Below are 23526 nucleotides of genomic sequence, written 5' to 3'. Positions count from 1 at the left end.
CGCGCGATGGTGTGCCCATGAACTCCCGCTATCCCGCCATAGCCCCCGATATTCTGAAGCTCTTCGCGGCCAGGCAGGCGGATGCCGTCGAGGTGTCTGTATTGCAGCCGGCCGATCCATTCCTGGATATGGCGGGCGAAGATTTGCGTCGCCGTATCTTCCTGACAGAGAGCGAGACGGGCGAAGCGCTGTGCCTGCGCCCGGAGTTCACCATTCCGGTGTGCCGCGATCATATCCGCAGCCAGTCGGGCACGCCGCGCCGCTACTGCTATCTCGGTGAAGTGTTCCGCCAGCGCCGGGAAGGCGGCAACGAGTTCTTCCAGGCCGGCATCGAGGATCTGGGCGACATGGACACCGCGCGTGCCGATGCCCGCTCCATCGCCGACGCCTACGCCATGCTCGAACTGGCGCTGCCCGGCGCGGCTTTGCGTGTCGTCATGGGCGACCATTCGGTCTTCGAGGCGGTGCTGGCGGCGCTTGGCCTGCCGCGCGGCTGGCGCATGCGGCTGGCGCGGGCCTTCGGTTCGTCCGAGATGCTCGCTGCCGCGCTTGCCGATCTGGCCACCCCGCCACGCAACGGCGCGCTGACCGAGCCGGTCGCTTCGCTGGTTGCGGATGGCGATTTCGAGGGCCTGTCGGCCTATGTGTCGCGCGGCATGGAAGAGGCCGGCATCTCGCCTTCGGCCGGGCGCACGCCCGGCGACATCGCCCGCCGCCTGATCGAGAAGGCGGAACTGCGCAGCGTGCGTCTCTCCAACGAGGCCTTCGACGCGTTGAAGACTTTTCTGGCGATCGAGGTGCCGATCGGTGAGGCTGCCGATGCGCTGCGCGGCTTTGCCGCCGACGCGGCGCTGTCGCTGGGGGCGGCGCTGGACAAGTTCACCGCGCGCGCAACGGCGCTTGCCGAGCATGGGTTGCCTGCGGATGCGGTGCGCTACGACGCTGCCTTCGGCCGCCCGCTCGATTATTACACAGGCATGGTTTTCGAGATTTCCGGGCGCGACGATGGCTCGCCGCTGGTCGGCGGTGGTCGTTACGACCGGCTGCTGACGTTGTTGGGCGCCCGTGAAGCGATACCCGGCGTGGGGTTCTCGGTCTGGCTGGACCGCATCGAGGCTTTGAGGGAGCGCGGGCAATGACGATCACGCTTGCCATTCCTTCCAAGGGGCGCCTGAAGGAACAGGCGCTCGAGGTTCTGGCCAGGTCCGGGCTTGTGGTGCAACTGCCCGAAGACGACCGCAAATATCGCGCCCGCATCGAAGGTCGCGACGACATCGAGGTGGCCTTTCTTTCGGCTTCCGAGATTGCCGGCGAGATCGGGCAAGGCGCGGTGGATCTCGGCATTACCGGCGAGGATCTGCTGCGCGAGAACCTTGCCGATTGGGAGGCCCGCGCCGAAATCGTTGCGCGGCTCGGCTTCGGCCATGCCGATGTGGTGGTGGCTGCTCCGCAGATCTGGCTCGATGTCGAGACGATGACCGATCTCGATGACGTTGCCGCCGATTTCCGCCAGCGTCACGGCCGGCGGCTGCGCATAGCCACCAAATACTGGCGGCTGACGCAGCAGTTCTTCTCGCAGAAACACGGCATACAGGTCTATCGCATCGTCGAAAGCCTTGGCGCCACCGAAGGCGCGCCGGCCGCCGGCTCCGCCGACGTGATCGTGGACATCACCACGACCGGCTCGACCTTGCGCGCCAATCACCTGAAAATCCTGAGCGACGGCGTAATCCTGCGTTCACAGGCCTGCCTGGTCGCCTCGCGCAAATCCCGCAGCGCCAACGATGAAGCCTCGCTGCGCTCCATCGCCGGGGCGGTGTCGGGCGCGGTTGGCTGATTACGCCGCGCGGGGCAGCACCACGTCGTGCAGCCCGCGCAGGACTTTCGCCAGTTCCTTGCATTCGTCGTGACGCATGCTGTTGCGCCGCCACGCCAGGCAGATCGCGCGTGCCGGCATAGGTTCGGTGAACGGCACGATCTTCAAGCCACGCGTGGCGCGGCCGGCTGTCACGGCCATTTCCGGAATCAGCGTGACGCCGAGCCCGTGCGCCACCATTTGCAAAAGCGTGGTCAGGCTGGTCGCGCCATAGCTTGCCATGGCCACGGGCTTTACCGTGTTGCACACGGCCAGCGCCTGTTCGCGTAGGCAATGGCCCTCCTCAAGCAGCATCAGCCGTTCCAGCGCGGGGCTGTCGGGTGCCACAGGTGGCGCAACGAAGGCCGGGTCGCTTTCCGCCACCGCCAGGAAGAAGCGATCCTGAAATAGCTCTTCCTTGACCAGGCCCGGAAAATCGAGGGGCAGGGCAGCGATAAAGCCGTCAAGGCGGCCTGCGGTGGTTTCTTCCACCAGCGAGGCCGTCACCGCCTCCCTCAGTTCCAGCATGAGGGCGGGAAAGCGTGTCTTCAGTACGGGCAACACATGTGGCAGGAGATAGGGCGCAACGGTGGGGATGATGCCCAGCCGGAAGCGGCCCTCCATGGCGGTGCGGCCGCGCCGTGCAATCGCTTCCACTTCCCGTATGTCCGCCAGAATGGATTCGACGCGCGGCAGCAGCGCCTCTGCCTCCTCGGTCAGGCGCACCGTCTTGCCGCCCCGCTCGAACAGGCGGCAGCCCAGCTTTTCTTCCATTTCCGCGATCTGCGCTGACAGTGCCGGTTGCGTCACGCCGGCCAATTCCGCCGCGCGCCCGAAATGCAGGGTCTGCGCCAGAAGCGAGAAATACTGCATCTGTCGAATTGTAAGTCGTATCATAAGATAAAACTATCAGTCAGAGCAGAAAAGGCAATTTGTTTTTATGATTGCGAGACCCTACCTTGGAATTGTTCCAAACTGGCGTCTCGCCTACCGGGATGCCGGAGGAAAAGAATCCAAAGCAGACTAGCTCTTTTTGAAGGAGGCTGAAGCTATGACGAAGCCCACGATGACCACCTCGGCCGGGGCGCCGATACCGGACAACCAGAACTCGCTGACGGCGGGCGAGCGCGGTCCAGTTCTCCTGCAGGACTATCAGCTCATCGAAAAGCTGGCCCACCAGAACCGTGAGCGAATCCCCGAGCGCGCCGTCCATGCCAAGGGCTGGGGTGCGCATGGCACGCTGAAGATCACCGGCGACATCTCCAAATACACAAAGGCCAAGGTGCTTCAGCCTGGCGCTGAAACGCCGCTGATCCTGCGCTTCTCGACCGTTGCGGGCGAAATGGGTGCAGCCGACGCCGAGCGCGACGTGCGTGGCTTCGCCATCAAGTTCTACACCGAAGAGGGCAACTGGGACCTTGTCGGCAACAACACGCCGGTCTTCTTTGTGCGCGATCCGCTGAAGTTCCCGGACTTCATCCACACGCAGAAGCGTCACCCCAAGACCAATATGCGTTCGCCCACTGCCATGTGGGACTTCTGGTCGCTCAGCCCGGAAAGCCTGCATCAGGTCACCATCCTGATGTCGGACCGTGGCCTGCCGACCGACGTGCGCCACATCAACGGCTATGGTTCCCACACCTTCTCGCTGTGGAACGATGCCGGCGAGCGCTACTGGGTGAAGTTCCACTTCAAATCCATGCAGGGCCACAGGCACTGGACCAACGAGGAAGCCGAGAAGGTCATCGGCAAGACCCGCGAATCCACGCAGGAAGACCTGTTCAACGCGCTGGAGCGCGGTGAATTTCCGCGCTGGAAGATGCAGGTCCAGATCATGCCCGAACTGGATGCGGAAAAGACCTCGTACAACCCGTTCGACCTCACCAAGGTGTGGCCGCACGCCGACTATCCGCCCATCGACATCGGCATCCTGGAACTGAATCGCAACGCGGAGAACTATTTCGCCGAGATCGAGAACGCCGCGTTCTCGCCCTCGAACATCGTGCCGGGTATCGGCTTCTCGCCTGACAAGATGCTGCAGGCGCGTGTCTTCTCTTATGCGGACGCGCATCGCCACCGGCTGGGCACGCACTACGAGTCCATCCCCGTCAACCGGCCGCGTAACGAGGTGCATCACTACCACCGCGACGGGCAGATGAACGTCTATGGCGGCATCAAGACGGGCAATCCGGACGCCTATTACGAGCCGAACTCCTTCGGGGGGCCGGTGGAACTGCCTGCCGCCATGGAGCCGCCGATGCGCATTTCGGGTGATGCGGCTCGCTACGATCACCGCGCCGGCAATGACGACTATTCGCAGCCGCGCGCGCTGTTCAACCTTTTCGACGAAGGCCAGAAGAACCGGTTGTTCTCCAACATCGCCGCGGCGATGGGAGGCGTGCCGGACTTCATCGTCGAGCGCCAGCTCGGGCATTTCGACAGGATCCATCCCGACTACGGCAATGGCGTGCGCAAGGCGCTCTCGGCGGCGGACGGCAAGGACCGGCCTGCGATCTCCGTGACCGAGAAAACACCGCAGGAAGCTGCCGAGTAAGCAGCTCATCCGGGAAAGCTGAAGGGCGCGGCAGATGCCGCGCCCTTTTTGTGTTGTTCCATAGCCTGAGCAGGTGCGGGTGCAGGCGTGTCGTCTCTAGCGGCACACGCGCACCTTGTCGTACCAGACATGTCCGTTGCGGTGATGCCTGACCACCTCGACGCGACAATGCCGCGCCCAGCCATAGGGGCGATAGTAGCGCGGAGCATAGTGGCGGGGGCCGTAGTAGCGCGGACCCCACTCGCGATACACATATTGCGCGTTGGAGAGTGTCGCTTCCCCCGCTTGAGCCGGGAGGCCGAAAGGTATTGCGGAGGTGATGGCGATGATAGAAGCAAGAACAAGGTTTTTCATTTTGAAACCTCACATAGTGCGTCCCGGCCGATAAACTTGCAGGCGCGCCTGCCGTTCCCGGATTACGAAATGTTTATCGGCACTTTCTTTGGAACATCACCGGATTTTCCGACCAAGGCTTGTGCGCATGGCTGGCGGGCGTTACTCAGGCCCTGTCACGGGTAAGCCGAAACAGGGATCACCGAATATGCGACTTGGCGGAAGGCTGGCTGCAGCCATTGAAGTGCTTGAAGACATCGAGCAGCGGCACAGGCCGGCTGCGGATGCCTTGAAGGATTGGGGCCTGTCGCATCGTTTCGCCGGCGCCGGCGACCGCGCGGCGATCGGCAACATCGTCTATGACGGCCTGCGCCGCAAGCGTTCCGCCGGCTGGCTTGTGGGGGACGAAACGCCTCGCGCCATCGGTTTTGGAGCCCTGCTTCTGGAGTGGCGCGAAACCCCGGAAACACTCAACACCACGCTGGAAGGCGATCGCTTCGCGCCGCCGCCGCTAAGTGCGGATGAGCTCGCCACGATCGCTTCGCGCGATCTGGCGCAGGCGCCCGATGTCGTGCGGGCGGATTGCCCGGACTGGTGCGCGCCCCTGCTGGAACAGGCATTCGGCGCGGATTGGGTCGCCGAGGGTGCAGCCCTTGCCTCGCGCCCACCGCTCGACCTTCGGGTCAACACGCTGAAGGCCGACCGCGAAAAGATAATCGCCGAACTTGCCGGCACCAACGCGGCCCCCGCCGCCCTTGCCACGAATGGCATCCGCATTCCGCCCATAGATGGCAGCGGCCGTCATCCCAATGTCCAGTCGGAGCCTGCCTTCCAGGATGGGTGGTTCGAGGTGCAGGACGAAGGCTCGCAGATCGCGGCCGAACTGGCGGAGGCAAAGCCCGGCATGCAGGTGCTCGATTATTGCGCCGGTGCCGGTGGCAAGACACTGGCGCTGTCGGCGACCATGGAAAACCGCGGCCAGATCTTCGCCCATGACGTCGAGAGGCAGCGCCTCAATCCGATCTTCGACCGTATCCGCCGCTCCGACAACCGAAATGTCCAGGTGCTTGCGGGGCCTGCGGACCTTGCTGATCTGGAAGGTCGGATGGACATCGTGTTGATCGATGCGCCTTGCACCGGCTCCGGCACATGGCGGCGGCGCCCCGACGCCAAATGGCGGCTCAACCGGCACCAGCTCGACGTGCGCAGAGGAGAGCAGGCGATGATCCTTGATACGGCGCATGCCAATGTGAAGCCGGGCGGATTGCTGGTCTATGTGACCTGTTCCATCTTCGAGGAGGAGAACTGCGATCAGGTCGCCGCGTTTCTGGCGCGCAGGCAAGGCTTCGAACCCGTCGATCATGCGGCCCTTTGGGAAAGGCATTTTTCCGGGAGAGCGGGTGTCGCCCGCATCGATCCGGCGCGCGGCATCTCGCTGACACCGGGCCGGACCGGCACCGACGGCTTCTTCTTTGCAGCTTTGCGCCGGTCCGGTTGACGGCAGCGCGCTGGCCCATTTCAGCCGGCAAACGTTGTTGCAATGCAGCATTGACGGTTGCCTCTGCGTCAGCCCTTTGCAATAAGCTGCTGACGACAGGGAGGGCTCGGCAATGGCTGAACGTATAGAAGCCTCACCGGACTATGAAGAACGGGTGAGGGCATCCTTTGCTCGCCAGCAGGCGATGAGCACTATCGGCGCCGCGCTGACGCTGGTGCGGCCGGGTGTGGTCGAGATCGAGATGCCTTATTCTGCCGAGCTCACCCAGCAGCACGGTTTCCTGCATGCCGGCATCATCTCGACCGCGCTCGATTCGGCTTGCGGCTATGCCGCCTTTTCCATCATGCCCGAAGATGCGGCGGTGCTGACCATCGAATTTAAGGTGAACCTGCTTGCGCCGGGGCAGGGCGAGCGCTTTCTGTTTCGCGGGTCGGTGACGAAGCCCGGCCGCACCATCGTGGTGGCAGACGGCCAGGCCTATGCCTTTGCCGCCGATGGCGAGGCCAAGCTTATCGCCACCATGACCGGCACCATGATGACCGTGCGCGGACGCGACGGCATATCGGGCTGACGCGATGCCGCTCACGACGATAGGCGGCAAGGCCGTGCTCTTCGCGATGGCGGTCGATGCCGAATACGGCCCACATCTGCGCAAGCTGTTCAAGCCTTTCATGATCGGCGTCGGCCCCGTCGAAGCGGGCGTGCGTATGGGAGCGGAACTGGCGCGTCTGGAAGCAGACGGCACGCGGCCCGATCTCGTCGTCTCGCTGGGGTCAGCCGGCAGCCGCACGCTCGAGCAGACCGAAGTCTATCAGGCGACATCGGTTTCCTATCGCGACATGGATGCGTCGGTATTGGGCTTTGCCAGGGGCGCGACGCCTTTCCTCGACCTGCCGGTCAGCGTGCCGATGCCGCTTGGCGTGCCGGGCCTCCCCGGCGCGCGGCTATCCACCGGCGCGGCGATCATCTCGGGCACGGCCTATGATGCGATCGACGCCGACATGGTCGATATGGAGACCTTTGCGGTGCTGCGCGCCTGCCATCTGTTCAATCTGCCACTGATCGGCCTGCGCGGTATTTCCGATGGCGCGGCCGAATTGCGGCATGTCGGCGACTGGACCGAATATCTGCACATCGTGGATGAGAACCTTGCCGCTGCCGTGGGGAAGCTCGAAGCGGCGCTCCTGGATGGCAGCCTTCGCCCCTGACAGGCGCGAGGCGTCCGTAAAACTCACGCAGAAGCCAAAGAATCCTGTGTGTCATGCTGCAAAGTGCTGCTCCCCATTGCGCGGCACCGCAACTTTCTCTAAATGCTCGCCATGACAACCGACACCCATCCCGATACCGTCCTCATTATCGACTTCGGCAGCCAGGTGACGCAGCTGATTGCGCGTCGCGTTCGCGAGGCCGGCGTCTATTCCGAGATCGTCCCATTCCAGTCCGCCAAGGAAGCGTTCGAGCGCTTCCAGCCCAAGGCTGTGATCCTGTCCGGCAGCCCGCATTCGACCGTCGACATTGGCAGCCCGCGCGCGCCGCAGGAGATATTCGAGGCGAACATTCCTGTCCTCGGCATCTGCTATGGCGAACAGACGATGTGCGCGCAGCTTGGCGGCAAGGTCGAGGCCGGGCATGATCGCGAGTTCGGACGCGCTTTCCTGACCATCGAGGAAGACAGCGCGCTCTTCGACGGCATCTGGGCCAAGGGCACTCGCCATCAGGTCTGGATGAGCCATGGCGACCGCGTCACCGGGCTCCCTGAAGGCTTCCGCATCATCGGCACCTCTGCAGGCGCTCCCTTTGCAGCGATTGCCGACGAGAAGCGCCGCTTCTATGCCGTGCAGTTCCACCCCGAAGTCGTGCACACGCCCGACGGTTCCCGGTTGCTTGCCAATTTCGTGCACAGGATTGCCGGCATCCAGGGCGACTGGAGCATGGCGACCTATCGCGAGAAGGCGGTGCAATCCATTCGCGAGCAGGTTGGCAAGAGCAAGGTCATCTGCGCGCTTTCGGGCGGCGTCGATTCGTCGGTGGCGGCCCTTCTGGTGCATGAGGCGGTGGGCGACCAGCTCACCTGCATTCTCGTGGACCACGGCCTGATGCGCAAGAACGAGGCGGCCGATGTAGTGGCTATGTTCCGCGAACACTACAACCTGCCGTTGATCCTCGTGGACGCTTCCGACCGTTTCATCTCCGCGCTGGAAGGCGAGAGCGATCCGGAAGTGAAACGCAAGACCATCGGCCGGCTGTTCATCGAGGTGTTCGAGGAAGAGGCCAGGAAGCTTGGCGGCGCGGAATTCCTCGCCCAGGGCACGCTCTATCCCGACGTCATCGAAAGCGTTTCCTTCACCGGCGGCCCGTCGGTGACGATCAAGTCGCACCACAATGTCGGCGGCCTGCCCGAGCGCATGAACATGCAACTGGTGGAGCCGCTGCGCGAACTGTTCAAGGACGAGGTGCGTGCGCTCGGCAAGGAGCTCGGCCTGCCCGACAGCTTCATCGGCCGCCATCCGTTCCCGGGTCCGGGCCTCGCCATCCGCTGCCCCGGCGGCGTGACGCGCGAGAAGCTGGAAATCCTGCGCAACGCCGATGCGATCTATCTCGACGAAATCCGCAAGGCAGGCCTCTACGACGCCATCTGGCAGGCCTTTGCCGTGCTTCTGCCGGTGCAGACGGTGGGCGTGATGGGCGACAGCCGCACCTATGAATATGTGTGCGCGCTGCGCGCCGTAACGTCGGTGGACGGCATGACCGCCGATTTCTACCACTACGACATGAACTTCCTCGGCAACGCCGCCACCCGCATCATCAACGAGGTGCGCGGCATCAACCGCGTCGTCTACGACGTAACCTCCAAGCCGCCCGGAACCATCGAGTGGGAATAATTCGGGTGCCTTGCGGGGCAACCGGTCCCATGCGGTTCTGAGAACACCACCCACCGATCCCTCATGCGGGTCGGTGGGTTTTTAACATCAATGCTTAGAGCGGATCGTAGCCGGGCTTCTTGTAGATCAGGTTCGCCTTACCGACGATGTCGGGCTTGTAGACCTTCTCGGCCCAGTCCTCGGGTGCAACGTCCTCGATGCTGACGGATACCGACTTTTCGGCGCAGTTTGCTGCGGCCATCATGGCTTTGGTCACTTCCTCGGCGATGCGCGCCTTCTGCTCTTCGGATCTGCCTGGGTAGAGTTTGACGATGATGTGGGGCATGCCCGCTTCCCTCGATATATCTGGCTGATTGGCCGGGCGGGACTTCCTTGCTGTCCCGCTTCCGGCCGGCTGACTGTGAGGCCATCGGGAAAGCGATGGCCACGGTGACTGGCAATCGAAAGACCGCCGGCGATCATGAGTTTGGTTGGCAAAACCCTTATCGGCTATATTGGCTGTCGCTGACCTGTTCCAGCCAGTCCACCGGCGAGCCGTTGAGCTTTTCCTGTATGGCGATGTGGCTCATGGCTGTGTCCGGCGTGGCGCCGTGCCAGTGCTTTTCGCCCGGATCGAACCACACGACGTCTCCCGGCCGGACTTCCTCGACCGCGCCGCCCTCACGCTGAACCCAGCCCAACCCGGACGTAACGATCAGCGCCTGCCCAAGCGGGTGGGTGTGCCACGCCGTGCGCGCGCCGGGCTCGAACGTCACGAGCGAGCCCGTAACCCGCGCCGGTTCGGAAGGAGAAAACAGCGGATCGATGCGCACCGCGCCGGTGAACCAGTCCGCGGGTCCCTTGCCGGATGGCTGCGAACCGCTTCTCTTGATCTCCATGGTGGGCCTCGTTCATCTGCGGATAGGCAAAATTTAGGGCGCGCGCCGTCCGGTGGTCAGAGGCGCGCACCGTGAATGTGGACGTCCCTCACGTGGCCGTCAATGAGGCGTTGGCTTCCATGGGAGCTCTCCAGCCGCAGGCCAAGAGCGAAGATGGCGGGCGGGTCAGATCGCTTCGGCTATCGCCTGTGCGGCCGCATCCAGCGCACCGGTGCCGTGCGGGACGCCAAGAGAGCGCATGCCCGCTTCCATGGCCGAAAGCACGCCGAGCGTCATATGCGCGTTGACGTAGCCCATATGGGCGACGCGCAGATAGTCGCCGTAGGCGGGTTCGGTCGGTGGGGCCATGCCGAGCCCGATGCCCAGCGTGACGCCCGCATTCTTCTCCAGCCATTCGCGCAGGCGCATCGCGCCGCCATTCCCGATGCGCGCGCCCGTCACCGAATGCGAGCGCCTGGTCTTGTCCGCGACGTTGAGCGCGATGTCGCTGTCTCTGGACCACGCCTTGAAGGCGGCCCATACGCTGGAAGCCAGCGCCGCGTGGCGCTTCCATGCGGCTTCCAGCCCTTCCTCGTCGAGAAGCATGGTCAGCGCCTCGCGCAGTCCGTAGAGGTGATGCGTGGGCGCGGTTCCGCCGAAATAGCGGTAGAATTCCGTGCTCTGGCTGCGCAGCTTCCAGTCCCAGTAGGGCGTCACCAGTTCGGACCCTTCGGAGGCGGCCAGCGCCTTGTCCGAAAACCAGATGAAGCTGAGGCCAGGAGGCGTCATCAGGCCTTTCTGGCTTGCGCTGATCAGCACGTCGATGCCCCAGGTGTCGAAATGGAGCGGGTCGCAGCCGAGAGAGGCGATCGCATCCACCGCGAGCAGGGCAGGGTGCCCGGCGTCATCGATCGCCTTGCGCACGGCTTCTATGTCGTTGCGGATGGTGGTTGCAGTGTCGGTGTGGGTGACGAAGACGGCCTTGATGCGGTGTGCCCGGTCGGCCCTCAAGGCCTCTTCGATGCGGGCGGGATCGACGGGGCTCTTGTCGAAGTCGATGGTCTCGACATCTATGCCCATGTTCCTCGCGCTCAGCGCCCAGGTGTTTCCGAAATGTCCGGTGACGGCCGACAGAACCTTGTTGCCGCGCGAGAACAGATTGGCGTTGGCCGCCTCCCAGGCGCCGTGGCCGTTGGCGATATAGATCGCGACATTTGCCTTTTCGGTGCCTGCTACGCGCCGCAGGTCGCGCAGCAGGCCGGGCATCATCTCCACCAGTTCGCCCTGATAGATGTTGGGTGCGGCGCGATGCATCGCGCCCAGCACCCTGTCGGGAATGACCGAGGGACCCGGTATGGCCAGGTAGTGACGACCGAATGCGAGACTCATGGGAGCTTCCGAAGCTGGAACTGTAGAACCGGGCGGCGAGGACAAGCCAGCGCCGCCCGCGTTGTATTGTCTAGCGCGGCCGGAATGCGCTGGCGCTAGGCCAGTGGGGCATCCGTCTCATGCCACGTCAGCTGAGAATCCATTCCTCGAACCGTTCGGAGAGTTCGGCCGGGTCGATACCGAAATTCTCGATGTCCTGCGATACGACGAGGTCGGCATAACGTGTGTTGGTCGGCATGCGCTCGGCCTGCGCCGGGTCGATCAGGTGAAGTGCGGCCGGATTGAGCGGCCCGTCCTGCTGCGCTGTGGTGAAGCCGGCGAGCGGTTTGGGCAAGGTGGCGAACTTGACGAACGCCTTGGCCGCATCGACGTTCGGTGTTCCCTTGGCCACTACCCAATAGGCCTTGTCGAGAATGCATTCGTTCCAGGTCATGGCGACCGGTGAGCCGGCATCTTGCGCGGCGAAGTACCGGCTGTTCCAGATGCCGATCATATCGACCTCGCCATCGCGCAGGATCTGCGCGGATTGCTCGCCCGCCGTCCACCACACGACGATGTGTTTCTTGATGCGATCGAGTGAGGCGAAGGCACGATCCACGTCGAGCGGATAGAGGTCCTTCTTGGCCACGCCATCTGCCAGCAGGGCGATAGGCAGCACGCGGGCGGGGTAGCGCTGCAGAGAGCGCGTGCCGGGGAAGCGCTCGACATCCCAGAAGTCGGCCCAACTCTTGGGTTCCGTGCCATATTTGTCCGAACGCCAGCCCATCAGCGTACCGAAGGCATGCGAGCCGACGCCGTTCTGCAGCAGTCCGCCCGGATAGGGCTCTTGCAGGTCCTCCAACAGTCCGCTCCGGTTTGCGCGCAGAAGCTCGGCGGCGCCCAGCGTGGTGACGTCGAACTCATAGACACCTGTCTTCACCTGTGCGGCGAGCTTGGCGAAGGACACGGGCGAAACCGTCTCGATCTTGATGCCGGTTTCGGCGGTGAACGGGTCGAAGAGACTGGCGCGAGCCGAATCCAGCCACGAGCCGCCCCAGGAGTTGACCGAGATGCTCTTGGTCTCGGCCCGCGCCATGGCCGGCATTGCAAGCCCGCCGGCAAGCGCGGTTGCGGAGCCGATCAGGAATTGACGGCGATTGGCTTTGAGGTTCAAGGATTGTTCCAACACGGTTTTACCTCCCTGGTTGCGAATTCCACCGCCGTTGGCGGCACATCTGCGCGGATGCGCCGTGGGTTGCGGTCAGTCTTGTGAAGCTTGATATGTGGCGGCCTCCGCGGGTTCGGGAAGCGAGCGGTTCGGCTATGCGCGCCTAGGGCACCGCGCAGACCATGATCATCTCGACCTTCAGCGCGGGGTTTGCGAGTGCTGCGCCGAAGCAGGCGCGCCCAGGCGGATTGATGCCGCTGACCCAGCCGTCCCACACGCTGTTCATTTCCGCATAGCCGGCCATGTCGGCGAGAATGATCGCTACGAACAGCAGCTTGTCCTTGCCGCTGCCGATTTCGGCAAGGCGTGCTTCGGCCTTCGCCAGAAGCTGCGCGGTCTGTTCGGTCACGCTCAACGATGCGTCGTAGGGCGCCTGCGGCGTGACGGCGAAGTATCCGGTTCCGTTGTGCGCGGTGGCAAGGCTCGCACGCTGGCCGATGCCCAGGCGGGTGACAAGATCGGCGAGTGCGGCGCTATCGTTCGGCAGGTTCATGACGGTCTCCGCGCATATCACTTGGCAATCAGGTAAACGGAGTCGCGCTGCCAGCTGATGCAGCATTCCTCGTTTTCCTGGATAATGACGACATCCGCCCCCAGAACGCGCACGCGCATCGTGTGATCGCCGACCTTTCCGACCACCAGCGCGTTGTCGCCGTAGTTTACGATGGTCTCGACCTTCATGCGCACATTTTGCCGTCCGCCGACCGGGTTGCGCGAAAGCTTGATGTGTTCGGGGCGGATCATCAGCGTTGCCTCCGATCCGGTCGATGCACGGTCGCTTACAGCATAATCGATTGGACCGATGGCGCCATTGCGGGCCTCGCCCTTCGCGGCGTCGGTGATCTTGACATCGATCAGGTTGCTCTCGCCGATGAACCCGGCCACGAAACGTGTTTGCGGCCTGTGGTAAAGCTCCAGCGGGCTCGCGACCTGCTGGATATGACCCTTCTCGAACACCACGATGCGGTCCGACATCGACATCGCCTCGGACTGGTCGTGGGTGACGAAGATTGTAGTGACACCGAGCGCGCGCTGGATGCGCTTGATCTCGATCTGCATCTGCTCGCGCAGGTTCTTGTCGAGGGCGCCGAGCGGCTCGTCGAGCAGCAGGAGCGACGGCTCGAAGACGAGCGCGCGCGCCAGTGCAACCCGCTGCTGCTGGCCGCCGGAAAGCTCCTTGGGGTGGCGATGGCCAAAATCTTTCAGGCCCACCAGCTCCAGCATCTCTTCGGCCTTGCGTAGGCCGGGGGCCTTCTTCACGCCGCGCATCTGCAGCGGGAAATAGACGTTCTGCGCCGCGGTCTTGTGCGGGAACAGGCCGTAGTTCTGGAACACGATACCTATGTTGCGCTGGTGGGGCGCGAGGCCGAACAACGACCTGTTCTCGATCTCCACCTGGCCGGAGGTGGCGCTTTCGAACCCGGCGATAATCATCAGGGTCGTCGTCTTGCCCGAGCCGCTTGGCCCCAGGAACGTGACGAACTCGCCCTTGGCGATGTCGAGGTCGACCGCTTCGAGGGCATTGAACTGACCGTAGGATTTCGAAATGCCGGATAGTTTCAAATAGCTCATGGAAACTCCTGTGGCAGCGCCGCCAGGCGCGCCGGATTGGTCAAGCAGCGGCGAGGCGCGCTCGTTTGTTACGGATGCGCGCGACCACCAGCGGCGCGGTCACGCCGAGGATCACGGCTGCGAACAGCAGCGTCGAGATCACCGCGATGACCGGGTCGGCCTCCTGCCGGATGCTGTCGAACATCTTTCGCGGGAGCGTCTCGGCGTTGCGCCCTGAGATGAAGATGGCCACCACTGTCTCGTCGAAGGACTGGATGAAGGCGAACAGCGCGCTGATGATCAGGCCGGGCCGCAGGATCGGCAGCGTTATGTGGATGAAGGTTCGCGTCGGGCTGGCGCCAAGGCTCAGCGCCGCGCGCTCCAGCGTGCGGTCGAAGCCTTTGAGATTGGCCGACAGCACCAGGAAGGCTATCGGCACTGACAGGCAGGTATGGGCGAGGATGACGCCCAGATGCGTGTGCACGATGCCGAAGCTGCCGAAATAGGAATAATAGCCCACAGCCATGACGATATGCGGCACCGCCAGCGGCATCAGCATCATCAGGTCGGCGATACCCTTGCCACGGAAGCGATGACGCACCAGTGCGAAGGTGGCCGGCACCACCAGAGCCATGGTCAGAACCGTGGTGGCGGTGGCGATCAAAATGCTGTTCCAGGTCGGCCGCAGCCAGCTCCAGTCGGTGAAATAGGCCTGATAGTAGCCCAGCCAGTAGCCGGGGGGTGGGAACTGCAGCGAACGTGCGTTCGAAAACGACATCGGAACAACGATTACCAGCGGTGCGGCGATGAAGATCACCACCGCGATGCCGAGCCAGCGCAGAAAGCGATTCATGGTCAACCCCAGAGTTTGTCGAGGCCGAAGCGGCGGTGGTAGACGGTCAGGATCGCCAGCGTCACGACCAGCAGCACCATAGCCATGGCCGATCCCATGCCGAAGGCGAGGAACTCGTCGATCTGGTTGCCGATCAGGCCGGCCACCATCTGCTCGCGCGGTGAGCCGAGCAAGACGGGCGTGACGTAGAAGCCGAGGCAGATGACGAACACCAGAACCGAGCCATTGGCGATCCCCGGCGCCGTCAGCGGCAGGTAGACGTGGCGGAACAGTGCCAGTCCCTTCGCGCCGAGGCTTTCGGCCGAGCGGATCAGCACCGGATCGATCTTGCGCATCACCGAATAGATGTTCATCACCATGTAGGGTGCGAGGATGTGCACCATCGCCAGTGTGGAGGAGAAGCGGGTGAACAGGAGTTGCGGCGACTGTTGCATACCCAGCGCCTGCAAGAACCAGATGATCGGCCCGTTGTTGCCCAGCAGCACCATCCAGGCATAGGTGCGCACCAGAAAGCTGGTCCAGAAGCTCATCGTCACCAGAAGCAGGATCAGGGTTGCGGTGCGCGGCTTGCTGCTGGCCATCAGATAGGCAAGCGGATAGCCGACCAGCAGGCAGGCAAAGGTGACGACCGCCGCCGTGATGAAGGTGTTGAGGAACACCCGCAGATAGAGCGAGCCCGTCAGTACGCGCTGATAATTTGCGAGCGTCGGCCGTGGTTCGGTCACGCTCATGATCGCCACGTCGATCAGCGGAACGAGGAAGAATACGGCCATATAGAGCGCCAGTGGCGTCAGCAGAAGCCAGGGCCACAGGTTCGTTCTTTGCGATAGTTTCGCGATGCCAATGCCCATCGCATACCCCTTGTACATTGGCCCGATGTCTTGCGCGACATCGGCCATACTCACTTGACGCAGGCGCGCCGCGTCAGTCGAACGTCAGCTTGCTACCCATTCCTCGAAGCGTTCGGCGACTTCGGCCGTGTCGGCGCCGAAGTTCTTCATGTCCTGTTCGAAGGTCTGGGAATAGTTTTCCGGTGCGGTCGGCATGCGCTTGGCGTCTTCCGGCGGCACGAATTCGATAGCGGCCGGATTGAGCGGGCCATAGTCGGCCTGCGCGGCAAAGCCGGCGAGCGGCTTGCCGCTGGTGGCGAACTTGACGAAGGCTTTGGCGGCCTCGGCATTCGGCGTTCCCTTGGCCACCACCCAATAGGCGCGGTCGATCTCGCCCTGATTCCAGCTCATGGCCACCGGCGCACCGGCCTTCTGCGCCTCGTAGAAGCGGCCGTGCCAGATACCGATCAGGTCAACCTCGCCGTCGCGCAGGATTTGCGTCGACTGGGCGCCGGCCGTCCACCAGACACGGATATGATCCTTGATGCGGTCGAGCGAGGCGAAGGCGCGGTCGATGTCGAGCGGATAGAGATCCTTCACCGCCACGCCGTCGGCCAGCAGTGCGATCGGCAGCACGCGGGCGGCATAGCGCTGCATCGAGCGTGCGCCGGGGAAGCGTTCCACGTCCCAGAATTCGGCCCAGGTCTGCGGGCCCTTCTCGAATTTGTCGCTGCGCCATGCCATCACGGTCGCGAAGGCGTGCGAGGCAATGCCGTTCTCGAACAGGCCGCCCGGATAGGGCTCCTCCAACGTCTCGATGATGCCTGCCTGGTTGGCGCGGACCAACTCGCCGCCGCCAAGTGTGGTGATGTCGAATTCGTAGGTCCCGGTGTTCACCTGCTGCGCGAGCTTGGCGAAGGAGACCGGCGAGAGCGTGCGAATCTCGATACCCGTTTCCTTGGTGAAAGGGTCGAAGAGATTGGCGCGGGCGGCATCTTCCCAGGGACCGCCCCAGGTGTTGATGTAGAGCGGCGCGGCCTGCGCCCGCGCAATGTAGGGCATTGCCAGCGCCGCGGTCATCGCGCCGCCGACGCCCTTGATGAAGCTGCGGCGGCTGGGCTTCAGAATGCTCGTGAATGTGCCGTCGGTCATGCCGATCTCCTCCTCATGAACCTCTTACTGTTTGCGGAAGGTTGCCTCGTAGAGACGCAGCCAGTTGCCGTGGGTGATCTTGGCGACCTCCTCGTCGGAGAAGCCGACAGCGCGCAGGCCTCCGGGGATGACGTCGAGGTCCTCGACCTTCTGGAACCAGTCCGGCGGCGGCGCCTTGAGCGGCCGGCCGACGGCGCTGGCGCCGTAGTCCACGCCGCGCGTCCAGCGGCCCTGGCGCATCCAGGCATAGTCCGGTGCGGTGAAGTTGTGGCTGCGGTCGGTGCCGATGGCTACAGAATCGATACCGGCGATCTCGACCGTGCGGGCGACCATGGTGCACCAGGCCTCGATCGACTTGCAGTAGTCGTCGCCGGTGATATTGCGATACGCCGCGCAGCCGATCACGCCGCCGGTCTGGGCAAGCGCCTTCAGCACGTCGTCGGACTTGTTACGCTTGTGGTCGAACAGCGAGCGGGCATTGGCGTGGGTGACGGCGATGGGCTTCGACGACGCCTCGATGGCATCGAGCGTGGAGCGGTCGCCGACATGGCTGCAATCGACAAGGATGCCGGCCGCGTTCATCTCGCGCACCACTTCCTTGCCGAAGCGGGCAAGGCCGGAATCCTCTGCCTCGTAGCAGCTTCCGGCGAGTTCGTTCTGGTTGTTGTAGGTGAGTTGGACGACGCGCACGCCAAGCTCGGCAAAGAACTCCACGAAGCGGATGCGCCCCTCGAACAGATTGGCGTTCTGATAGCCGAGGATAACGGCCACCTTGCCGGAGCGACCGATGCGGTCGACGGCTTCGGAGGTGGTGGCGATCTCCGCCACGTCCGCGTTTTCGCGCACCAGATCGCGCCAGCGGCCGAGCGAGTCCAGCGATTCCACCGCGCCTTCCCAGAAGCCGCAGGTCACGACCACGCCGCCGACGGCGGCCTTCTGAAGAGACTGAAAGGCCCCACGGTCGAAATGACCGCACTGCAAACCGTCGATGATCATGAATTCGTGCTTTCCGTTTGGGGTTCGAGCGCGCGCGGCTTCATCAGGAAGCTGATGTCGGTGTCGTCGTCATTGTCCTTGCGACCAATAACCGAGCCGTCCGGGTTGACGATCATCGGGCCGGCATGGCGGCGCGAAACGACGCTGTCGGGCGCGAGCGCCTTCTTGGCCAGATGGTAGGTCCGCCACCACAGCCCGGCTTCTATCCGGAGGCCGTTTTCCAGCACATCCCACAACAGCGGGTCGTCCTGGCTGACATCGCCGGTGATGGGCCGGGATCTGGCCTGGAGTGTGGCGCGGTTCTCCAAGGTCACGGCAAGACCGGTGCGGCCGCCAAGCCCGGTCGCGATCTTCAGTTCGTCAGGATCGATAACGTTGACGACCGTGATTTCGGCCTCGCCGAAGCGCGCGACGAGTTCGCCGAGCAGATCGATCAGCGCCGGCAGCACGAACCAGGCATGCTGGCCGCCGCCGTCGAAGCGCATCGCGCTGCCCTGTTCGGAAAGCACGGCGGCCTTTTCCGGCCGCGCGCTGCGCAGGCTTTCAAAACGTTCTTCCAGCAGCGCGAAGCCGCCAAGGCCGAGTTTTTGCGAGTACATCGCCATGTCCTGCACGGCCAGGAAAAAACCCTTCGGCTGGCCGGACATGGAAAAGATGCGCTCGGACATCAGGCGCATTTCCCGGGGCATGACGCGCAGGAACTGGTCTTGGGAGGATGCGGTCATTGAACGGGCTCCGCGGGATAAAACCATGTGCCGGAATAGCCCGAGCGGATGTCGTCCCGGGTCGGCGCGCCGTGATAGAGCACGCCGCGCAGATTGCGGTTGAGGAAGTCGCGCGTCTTGTCGATGCCGTGGATGCCGCAATTCATCAGCCGCACGAGGTCGATGGGGATGAAGGCTTCCGCGTTGATGTTGGCGCGTGGTGTATGATAGGCGCGCCCGCGCAGGCTTTGAATGCGTGCCACCAGATAGCGATGCTGCGGGTGTTTCAGCAGGAAACGCGCGACGGTTGTGGTGAGCGTTTCGGCAGCGATGTCGGCCATAAGCGCCTGCACGCCGCCGCAAATGTCGAGGCCGAGGTCCAGCGCTTCCGGCACTTCCTCTCGATCGCCCCGACGCGGCTCCTCGGCCGTCTCGGACTTGTACCAGACATATTTATAGGCGTCCGGCGAGGTCATGTCGGCCGCGAGCGCCCAGTCATATTCCTCACGCACGGTGGCAGCGAGGCTTTCGATGCTCTCCGCGGGCGAAACGGTGAATTCGTCCGGCGCATCGATCTCTGCGAACATCTCGTCCGCCTCATCGGGCAACATCTCGATCAGCAGCGAAAGCAGGGTCTCGACCGATTCCGGTTTTGCCGTCTGTTCGAAACGCCTGACCAGAACGTCGAGCGGATAGGCGTGCGTCTGCTCGTCCAGCGTGCCGTTCTCGCAGAGTTCGGAGAGGGCAGCAGCAGCCTGCTCGAGATCGACCGCCACCTCGTCGCTCGAGGTGAAGGCTTCGTAGACCATACGGTCCTGCTTGCGGAACGTGATCGCGATGCGCACCAGTTCCAGCAGATGCCGGACGCGCGCATCGCCTGCTCCAACCTCAAGGGCGCGGGCCTTGGCGATGATCGCCTCGCGTGCGCCGAGCCATTGGTCGACGAGGCGCGGATGACGATGGATGAAGAAGATCAGGCCCAACGCCGAGCCGTTGCCGACGCCGAGATAGCGGCGGATCGCCGGATCGAGCGGCACGGCCTTGTCGGACTTCAGTCTGGCGAGATGCTCCACCAGGTCGCAGGAATATTCGCGCATCATATAAGCGGTGAGAAGCTGCGCCTGCAGCACGCCACCCAGCGGATGCGCGCGGCCCAGCGACGGGAAGGAGCGCGTGCCGAAGGTGCCGTTGCCGTCCAGCCCGGTGTTGCGCATCAGGTAGCAGACCTTGGACAAGTCATCGACCGATGGCTGCCGCCCCTCGGCCAATGCATCCAGCGTCTGGTCGAACACGCGCATTGAGCGGTTCGACCGGCACCAGATCAGCGTGTGCGGCGTGGCGCGGCCGGTGTAGAGTTTGGGCAATTCCTCGCGCGCCGACTGGATGTCGGCTTCCGTGGCGCGACCCTCGATCAGCGCGCCCATCATGTCCCAGGCCTGGCCGATGATGCGGCCGGTGCGCGCGGTGCGGCTCGGCGGGCGCGAGAAGCCGATGAAGCTGAACTCCATGGTCGGCGCCTTGATCGAATAGACGCACACACCTTCGGACTCGACGTTTACGTCGAAACGCTCGATGGAAATGTCCCAGCGTTCGCGCAGCATCTTGTTCATGAAGGCGCGCGCGCCGCTGAGGCGCGACGGCTGGATAGCGGCGAGGCTTTCCGGCCGCATCACCTGCGCGCCGGGGCGAAGGCCGGGTTGGCCGGTATGTCGTGGATCGTGCGGCGCGATTGTCATCTCACCGAAGGTCCCCCTTGCTGAATGCTGGTGATGGCAGCCGCGGCGTCGAGCAGCGGCTGCTTGAAGTTTTCGAGCTCGAAACGGGTCTCGGGCATGACGAGCGACAGCGTGGCGAAGCACTTGCCGCGTATGTCGAAGATCGGCGCGGCGATGGCGATGACGCCGCTGTGCGTGTAGCCGCTGGAGATCGCGTAGCCGTTGGCGCGGGCTTCGGCGAGGATGTCTTCCGCGGCAAGCTTGTCGCCGTTCTGGCGAAGCCGCGCCAACGTGTTGGCATCGGCAAAAGCTGTGAGAATGCGGCCTGAGGCAGAGCCCTCCAGTTCGAATGTCGTGCCGATTTTCTGTTCGGCACGCAGCAGGCTTTCCGAATCCACGCGCGCGACGACGAAGGGCAGGCCCTTGTCGAGCACGGCGACGGAAGCCGTCTCCTTCACCTTGGCCACCAGCGTTTCCAGAACTGGCTGCACGCGTGCGCCGAGATCGGCCTGTTCGAGTGCGGCCGCCGCGAAGCGGCAGGAATGCATGGAGAGCCGGTAGCGCATTTCCTCGTCCTGCTCGACCCAGCCGGCCTCGATGAGGGTGAGCAACCGCTGGTAGGCCGTCGGGCGCGACAGGTTCATGGCGGCCGCCACTTCCTGCAGGCGCATGCCGCGCGGGCTGGATGCAAGAACGTCGAGCACGGCCAGCGTCTTGATGACGGTGGAGAGCGGTCGGACCCCGCTTTGCTCTTGTATTCTATTTGAATATTCTGTATCCATGTCGAATATAATTTCGTCGATGCCCAAGGCTGTCAACTGGCCTGGGAGGGCCTTTGCCTGCCGGCGCGCCGCGAATTGGCGGCATCCGATTGGAATCGCTGGCGATAATTTTTTCGGGATTTGTCGTTTTCGGTCGCGGAACGCGTGCCTTTTGGCTAAAATAATGATCGTATCGAGGTTATGCTGTCTGCGAAATTGAGCAGGCAGGCCTGCCGATGCGGCATTGTGGAAGAGAGGTTTGGCAAGTGGACGACCAGTTCGATATCGGTGCGCGGCTGAATGCGATGCGCGGTGCCGCCGGCCTGTCCCAGCGCCAGTTGGCCGACCGTGCCGGCGTGCCGCATGCGCAGATTTCGAATGTCGAGAAGAACAAGGTCAGTCCTTCGGTCTCGACGTTGCGCAAGATTCTGAGCGGGCTGGGCGTGAGCATGGCCGACTTCTTCGAGCCCGAGCGCACGCTGCCAACCGGGCCGTTTTTCGACGCCGACCAGCTTGTCGATCTGACCTCGAAGGTTGCGGCCAATGCCATAGGCGACGGGCCAGGGCGCATGATGTTCCGCCAGATCGGCGATGCGCGCGGCCATAATCTGCAAATTCTTCACGAGGTCTATGAACCCCAGGCCGATACGGGCGAAACGCTGTTGCAGCACGCCTCTTCGGAAGGCGGTTTCGTGGTGGAGGGCGAACTGGAGGTCACGGTGGGCGACGAGGTGCGCGTGCTGAAGACGGGAGAATCCTATCTCTTCGACAGCCGCATCCCGCACCGTTTCCGCAATGTCTCCGACAGTCGCACGATTGTTATCTCGGCCTGCACGCCGCCCTATCTCTAAGGCTGCTCCGCGTTCGTGCCCTCACCTGTTTCCGGGTGTTGATTGGTCCTGTTCCGGCAAGAATTTTGTCCACATATTGCTCAAAATATTGAGCGATGATAAGGGCGGTCTATCTTTCCCGGAGGTGACCAGAATGACCATCGCAGAAAACTTGCAGGCCCGTCAGAAAGCCGCCGTCGCGCCCGGCGTCGGCACGCGCGCCATCTTCGCCGACCGCGCCGAGAATGCCGAGCTGTGGGATGTAGACGGCAAGCGCTACATCGATTTCGCCGCCGGCATCGCCGTCAACAACACCGGCCACCGTCATCCCAAGGTGATGCAGGCCGTGCAGGATCAGGCGATGCGCTTCACGCACACCTGCTTCCATGTCGCGCCCTATGAGAGCTATGTGCGCCTGGCCGAGCGGCTGAACGCCGTTGCGCCGACCGGTGCGGAAAACCGCACCATGCTGGTCACCACGGGCGCGGAAGCCGTCGAAAACGCAGTCAAGATCGCCCGCGCCTATACGAAGCGTTCGGGCATCATCGCCTTTTCCGGCGCCTTCCACGGCCGCACCATGCTGGGCATGGCGCTGACCGGCAAGGTCGCGCCCTACAAGAAGAACTTTGGGCCGTTCCCGGCGGAAATCTACCACGCGCCGTTCCCGAACGAATATATCGGCCTGTCGGTGGATGTCGCCATCGAGGCGCTGGAGCGCTTGTTCGCGGCCGATGTCGATCCCGAGCGGATCGCGGCCTTCATCGTAGAGCCGGTGCAGGGCGAGGGCGGCTTCAATGTCGCGCCGAAGGAGTTCCTGGTGCGCCTGCGCGAGATCGCGGATCGTCATGGCATCCTGCTGATCGCCGACGAGGTGCAGGCGGGCATGGCGCGCACGGGCAAGATGTTCGGCTTCGAACATGCCGGCGTGAAGCCCGATCTGGTCACCATGGCCAAGGGCCTTGCCGGCGGCTTCCCGCTCTCGGCCGTCACCGGCCGCGCGGAAGTGATGAGCGCTGCCCATGCCGGGGGGCTCGGCGGCACCTATGCCGGCAATCCGCTGGCGGTCGCTGCCGCCAATGCCGTGCTCGACGTGATCGAGGAAGAGAAACTGTGCGAGCGCGCCACCATGGTCGGCGATCGCATGACCGCGCGCCTGCGCCTGATCTCCGAGCGCCAGGGCATGGAACGCATCGGCGACGTGCGTGGCCTCGGCGCGATGGTGGCCTTCGAGCTGGTCGAGGATCGCCAGTCGAAGAAGGCTTCGCCGGACCTTACCAACCGCGTCGTCGCGGAAGCGGAGAAGCGCGGGCTGATTCTGCTTTCCTGCGGTACGCGTGCCAATGTCATCCGGCTTCTTGCGCCATTGACCATCGGCGAAGACACGCTAGAGGAAGGCCTCGACATTCTCGAGGCTTCGATCGAGGCCGCATTCTCGGCCGTGGAGGCATGATTTATGAGCGCTAAAGCCAGTTTTGTTTGGGAAGATCCGTTTCTGCTTGAAGGGCAGCTTTCGGAGGACGAGCGGATGATCCGCGATGCGGCGGCCGCCTTTGCCGCCG

At 63.6% G+C, this 23526-nt stretch carries 24 protein-coding genes and 1 pseudogene; 10 read left to right on the top strand and 15 right to left on the bottom strand.

Going from position 1 to position 23526, the window contains the following annotated elements; translation table 11 throughout:
* Positions 1 to 17: 17 nt before the first annotated feature.
* Together C7441_RS17980 and hisG are read left to right on the top strand one after the other, a co-directional pair.
* A complete protein-coding gene (locus C7441_RS17980; RefSeq protein ID WP_109614063.1) occupies positions 18 to 1139 on the top strand; it encodes an ATP phosphoribosyltransferase regulatory subunit in 1122 nt (373 codons plus the stop codon).
* The gene (gene hisG / locus C7441_RS17975) at positions 1136 to 1837 is read left to right on the top strand and encodes an ATP phosphoribosyltransferase (RefSeq protein ID WP_019173067.1); all 702 of its coding nucleotides are present in this window, start codon (positions 1136 to 1138) and stop codon (positions 1835 to 1837) included. Before C7441_RS17980 ends, hisG begins: the two co-directional genes overlap by 4 nt.
* Here the strand turns inward: hisG and C7441_RS17970 are convergent, their stop codons facing one another.
* Positions 1838 to 2752, bottom strand: coding sequence for a hydrogen peroxide-inducible genes activator (locus C7441_RS17970; protein WP_109614062.1), 915 nt, complete (start codon positions 2750 to 2752; stop codon positions 1838 to 1840).
* A 154-nt stretch (positions 2753 to 2906) separates the two neighbouring features.
* Here C7441_RS17970 and katA point away from each other — a divergent pair, with 154 nt between their 5' ends.
* Positions 2907 to 4409: a catalase KatA gene (katA, locus tag C7441_RS17965; protein ID WP_109614061.1), complete on the top strand. Its 1503-nt coding sequence runs from the start codon at positions 2907 to 2909 to the stop codon at positions 4407 to 4409.
* A 96-nt stretch (positions 4410 to 4505) separates the two neighbouring features.
* Here katA and C7441_RS17960 read toward each other — a convergent pair whose 3' ends face one another.
* Positions 4506 to 4763, bottom strand: a complete 258-nt coding sequence (locus tag C7441_RS17960) for a hypothetical protein (RefSeq protein WP_109614060.1) — start codon at positions 4761 to 4763, stop codon at positions 4506 to 4508.
* Between the two features lie 187 nt (positions 4764 to 4950).
* Here C7441_RS17960 and C7441_RS17955 point away from each other — a divergent pair, with 187 nt between their 5' ends.
* The 4 genes from C7441_RS17955 (at position 4951) to guaA (ending at position 9122) form a co-directional block, all read left to right on the top strand.
* The gene (locus C7441_RS17955; RefSeq protein ID WP_109614059.1) at positions 4951 to 6240 is read left to right on the top strand and encodes an RsmB/NOP family class I SAM-dependent RNA methyltransferase; all 1290 of its coding nucleotides are present in this window, start codon (positions 4951 to 4953) and stop codon (positions 6238 to 6240) included.
* A 112-nt stretch (positions 6241 to 6352) separates the two neighbouring features.
* Positions 6353 to 6811, top strand: coding sequence for a PaaI family thioesterase (locus C7441_RS17950; RefSeq protein ID WP_109614058.1), 459 nt, complete (start codon positions 6353 to 6355; stop codon positions 6809 to 6811).
* A 4-nt stretch (positions 6812 to 6815) separates the two neighbouring features.
* A complete protein-coding gene (locus C7441_RS17945) occupies positions 6816 to 7448 on the top strand; it encodes a 5'-methylthioadenosine/S-adenosylhomocysteine nucleosidase (protein WP_109614057.1) in 633 nt (210 codons plus the stop codon).
* A 111-nt stretch (positions 7449 to 7559) separates the two neighbouring features.
* Positions 7560 to 9122, top strand: a complete 1563-nt coding sequence (guaA, locus tag C7441_RS17940; protein ID WP_109614148.1) for a glutamine-hydrolyzing GMP synthase — start codon at positions 7560 to 7562, stop codon at positions 9120 to 9122.
* Positions 9123 to 9216: 94 nt separating this feature from the next.
* Here guaA and C7441_RS17935 read toward each other — a convergent pair whose 3' ends face one another.
* The 13 genes from C7441_RS17935 to C7441_RS17875 all read right to left on the bottom strand — a co-directional run bounded on the left by C7441_RS17935 (position 9217) and on the right by C7441_RS17875 (position 21158).
* Positions 9217 to 9447 (bottom strand): tautomerase family protein, encoded by a 231-nt coding sequence (locus C7441_RS17935; protein WP_109614056.1) that lies wholly within the window; start codon positions 9445 to 9447, stop codon positions 9217 to 9219.
* Between the two features lie 157 nt (positions 9448 to 9604).
* Positions 9605 to 10000: a (R)-mandelonitrile lyase gene (locus tag C7441_RS17930; RefSeq protein ID WP_109614055.1), complete on the bottom strand. Its 396-nt coding sequence runs from the start codon at positions 9998 to 10000 to the stop codon at positions 9605 to 9607.
* A gap of 165 nt (positions 10001 to 10165) precedes the next feature.
* A complete protein-coding gene (locus C7441_RS17925) occupies positions 10166 to 11368 on the bottom strand; it encodes a pyridoxal-phosphate-dependent aminotransferase family protein (protein WP_109614054.1) in 1203 nt (400 codons plus the stop codon).
* Positions 11369 to 11495: 127 nt separating this feature from the next.
* On the bottom strand, positions 11496 to 12521 hold the full coding sequence (locus tag C7441_RS17920) for an ABC transporter substrate-binding protein (protein ID WP_109614147.1): 1026 nt from the start codon (positions 12519 to 12521) through the stop codon (positions 11496 to 11498).
* Positions 12522 to 12678: 157 nt separating this feature from the next.
* Positions 12679 to 13068 (bottom strand): RidA family protein, encoded by a 390-nt coding sequence (locus tag C7441_RS17915; RefSeq protein WP_109614053.1) that lies wholly within the window; start codon positions 13066 to 13068, stop codon positions 12679 to 12681.
* A gap of 17 nt (positions 13069 to 13085) precedes the next feature.
* Positions 13086 to 14147, bottom strand: coding sequence for an ABC transporter ATP-binding protein (locus C7441_RS17910; protein ID WP_109614052.1), 1062 nt, complete (start codon positions 14145 to 14147; stop codon positions 13086 to 13088).
* Positions 14148 to 14187: 40 nt separating this feature from the next.
* The gene (locus tag C7441_RS17905; protein ID WP_026060577.1) at positions 14188 to 14979 is read right to left on the bottom strand and encodes an ABC transporter permease; all 792 of its coding nucleotides are present in this window, start codon (positions 14977 to 14979) and stop codon (positions 14188 to 14190) included.
* A gap of 2 nt (positions 14980 to 14981) precedes the next feature.
* Positions 14982 to 15830, bottom strand: a complete 849-nt coding sequence (locus tag C7441_RS17900; protein WP_170125176.1) for an ABC transporter permease — start codon at positions 15828 to 15830, stop codon at positions 14982 to 14984.
* 84 nt (positions 15831 to 15914) lie between these two features.
* Positions 15915 to 16961: an ABC transporter substrate-binding protein gene (locus C7441_RS17895; RefSeq protein ID WP_109614050.1), complete on the bottom strand. Its 1047-nt coding sequence runs from the start codon at positions 16959 to 16961 to the stop codon at positions 15915 to 15917.
* A gap of 24 nt (positions 16962 to 16985) precedes the next feature.
* Positions 16986 to 17957, bottom strand: coding sequence for a dipeptidase (locus C7441_RS17890; protein ID WP_109614049.1), 972 nt, complete (start codon positions 17955 to 17957; stop codon positions 16986 to 16988).
* Positions 17954 to 18682, bottom strand: a complete 729-nt coding sequence (locus C7441_RS17885) for a hypothetical protein (protein ID WP_109614048.1) — start codon at positions 18680 to 18682, stop codon at positions 17954 to 17956. Before C7441_RS17885 ends, C7441_RS17890 begins: the two co-directional genes overlap by 4 nt.
* Entirely contained in the window at positions 18679 to 20397 is a 1719-nt protein-coding gene (locus C7441_RS17880) for a hypothetical protein (protein WP_109614047.1), read from the bottom strand. The genes C7441_RS17885 and C7441_RS17880 overlap by 4 nt, the downstream gene beginning before the upstream one ends.
* Complete coding sequence (locus C7441_RS17875) at positions 20394 to 21158, bottom strand: IclR family transcriptional regulator (protein ID WP_244916195.1); 765 nt, start codon at positions 21156 to 21158, stop codon at positions 20394 to 20396. The genes C7441_RS17880 and C7441_RS17875 overlap by 4 nt, the downstream gene beginning before the upstream one ends.
* Before the next feature lie 245 nt (positions 21159 to 21403).
* Between C7441_RS17875 and C7441_RS17870 the strand changes: the two genes are divergently transcribed.
* The 3 genes and pseudogenes from C7441_RS17870 to C7441_RS17860 all read left to right on the top strand — a co-directional run.
* The gene (locus C7441_RS17870; RefSeq protein WP_244916194.1) at positions 21404 to 21988 is read left to right on the top strand and encodes a cupin domain-containing protein; all 585 of its coding nucleotides are present in this window, start codon (positions 21404 to 21406) and stop codon (positions 21986 to 21988) included.
* 133 nt (positions 21989 to 22121) lie between these two features.
* Positions 22122 to 23417, top strand: coding sequence for a 4-aminobutyrate--2-oxoglutarate transaminase (gabT, locus tag C7441_RS17865; RefSeq protein ID WP_109614044.1), 1296 nt, complete (start codon positions 22122 to 22124; stop codon positions 23415 to 23417).
* A 3-nt stretch (positions 23418 to 23420) separates the two neighbouring features.
* Positions 23421 to 23526: pseudogene (locus C7441_RS17860) on the top strand (acyl-CoA dehydrogenase family protein); the annotation flags it as partial.

Origin of the sequence: Pseudaminobacter salicylatoxidans (assembly GCF_003148475.1) — a bacterium.
Classification (GTDB): Bacteria; Pseudomonadota; Alphaproteobacteria; order Rhizobiales; family Rhizobiaceae; genus Pseudaminobacter; species Pseudaminobacter salicylatoxidans.
Note: the sequence above shows the minus strand (reverse complement) of the source record. Positions and strands in the feature narration are given on the sequence as shown.

Coding starts and splice junctions, on each gene's coding strand:
- gabT (WP_109614044.1), top strand. CDS start 22,122: ATGACCATCGCAGAAAACTTGCAGGCCCGTCAGAAAGCCGCCGTCGCG.
- C7441_RS17915 (WP_109614053.1), bottom strand. CDS start 13,068: ATGAACCTGCCGAACGATAGCGCCGCACTCGCCGATCTTGTCACCCGC.
- C7441_RS17875 (WP_244916195.1), bottom strand. CDS start 21,158: ATGGATACAGAATATTCAAATAGAATACAAGAGCAAAGCGGGGTCCGA.
- C7441_RS17910 (WP_109614052.1), bottom strand. CDS start 14,147: ATGAGCTATTTGAAACTATCCGGCATTTCGAAATCCTACGGTCAGTTC.
- C7441_RS17890 (WP_109614049.1), bottom strand. CDS start 17,957: ATGATCATCGACGGTTTGCAGTGCGGTCATTTCGACCGTGGGGCCTTT.
- guaA (WP_109614148.1), top strand. CDS start 7,560: ATGACAACCGACACCCATCCCGATACCGTCCTCATTATCGACTTCGGC.
- C7441_RS17960 (WP_109614060.1), bottom strand. CDS start 4,763: ATGAAAAACCTTGTTCTTGCTTCTATCATCGCCATCACCTCCGCAATA.
- C7441_RS17880 (WP_109614047.1), bottom strand. CDS start 20,397: ATGACAATCGCGCCGCACGATCCACGACATACCGGCCAACCCGGCCTT.
- C7441_RS17955 (WP_109614059.1), top strand. CDS start 4,951: ATGCGACTTGGCGGAAGGCTGGCTGCAGCCATTGAAGTGCTTGAAGAC.
- C7441_RS17950 (WP_109614058.1), top strand. CDS start 6,353: ATGGCTGAACGTATAGAAGCCTCACCGGACTATGAAGAACGGGTGAGG.
- C7441_RS17925 (WP_109614054.1), bottom strand. CDS start 11,368: ATGAGTCTCGCATTCGGTCGTCACTACCTGGCCATACCGGGTCCCTCG.
- C7441_RS17980 (WP_109614063.1), top strand. CDS start 18: ATGAACTCCCGCTATCCCGCCATAGCCCCCGATATTCTGAAGCTCTTC.
- C7441_RS17970 (WP_109614062.1), bottom strand. CDS start 2,752: ATGATACGACTTACAATTCGACAGATGCAGTATTTCTCGCTTCTGGCG.
- hisG (WP_019173067.1), top strand. CDS start 1,136: ATGACGATCACGCTTGCCATTCCTTCCAAGGGGCGCCTGAAGGAACAG.
- katA (WP_109614061.1), top strand. CDS start 2,907: ATGACGAAGCCCACGATGACCACCTCGGCCGGGGCGCCGATACCGGAC.
- C7441_RS17885 (WP_109614048.1), bottom strand. CDS start 18,682: ATGACCGCATCCTCCCAAGACCAGTTCCTGCGCGTCATGCCCCGGGAA.
- C7441_RS17905 (WP_026060577.1), bottom strand. CDS start 14,979: ATGAATCGCTTTCTGCGCTGGCTCGGCATCGCGGTGGTGATCTTCATC.
- C7441_RS17895 (WP_109614050.1), bottom strand. CDS start 16,961: ATGACCGACGGCACATTCACGAGCATTCTGAAGCCCAGCCGCCGCAGC.
- C7441_RS17935 (WP_109614056.1), bottom strand. CDS start 9,447: ATGCCCCACATCATCGTCAAACTCTACCCAGGCAGATCCGAAGAGCAG.
- C7441_RS17930 (WP_109614055.1), bottom strand. CDS start 10,000: ATGGAGATCAAGAGAAGCGGTTCGCAGCCATCCGGCAAGGGACCCGCG.
- C7441_RS17945 (WP_109614057.1), top strand. CDS start 6,816: ATGCCGCTCACGACGATAGGCGGCAAGGCCGTGCTCTTCGCGATGGCG.
- C7441_RS17900 (WP_170125176.1), bottom strand. CDS start 15,830: ATGGGCATTGGCATCGCGAAACTATCGCAAAGAACGAACCTGTGGCCC.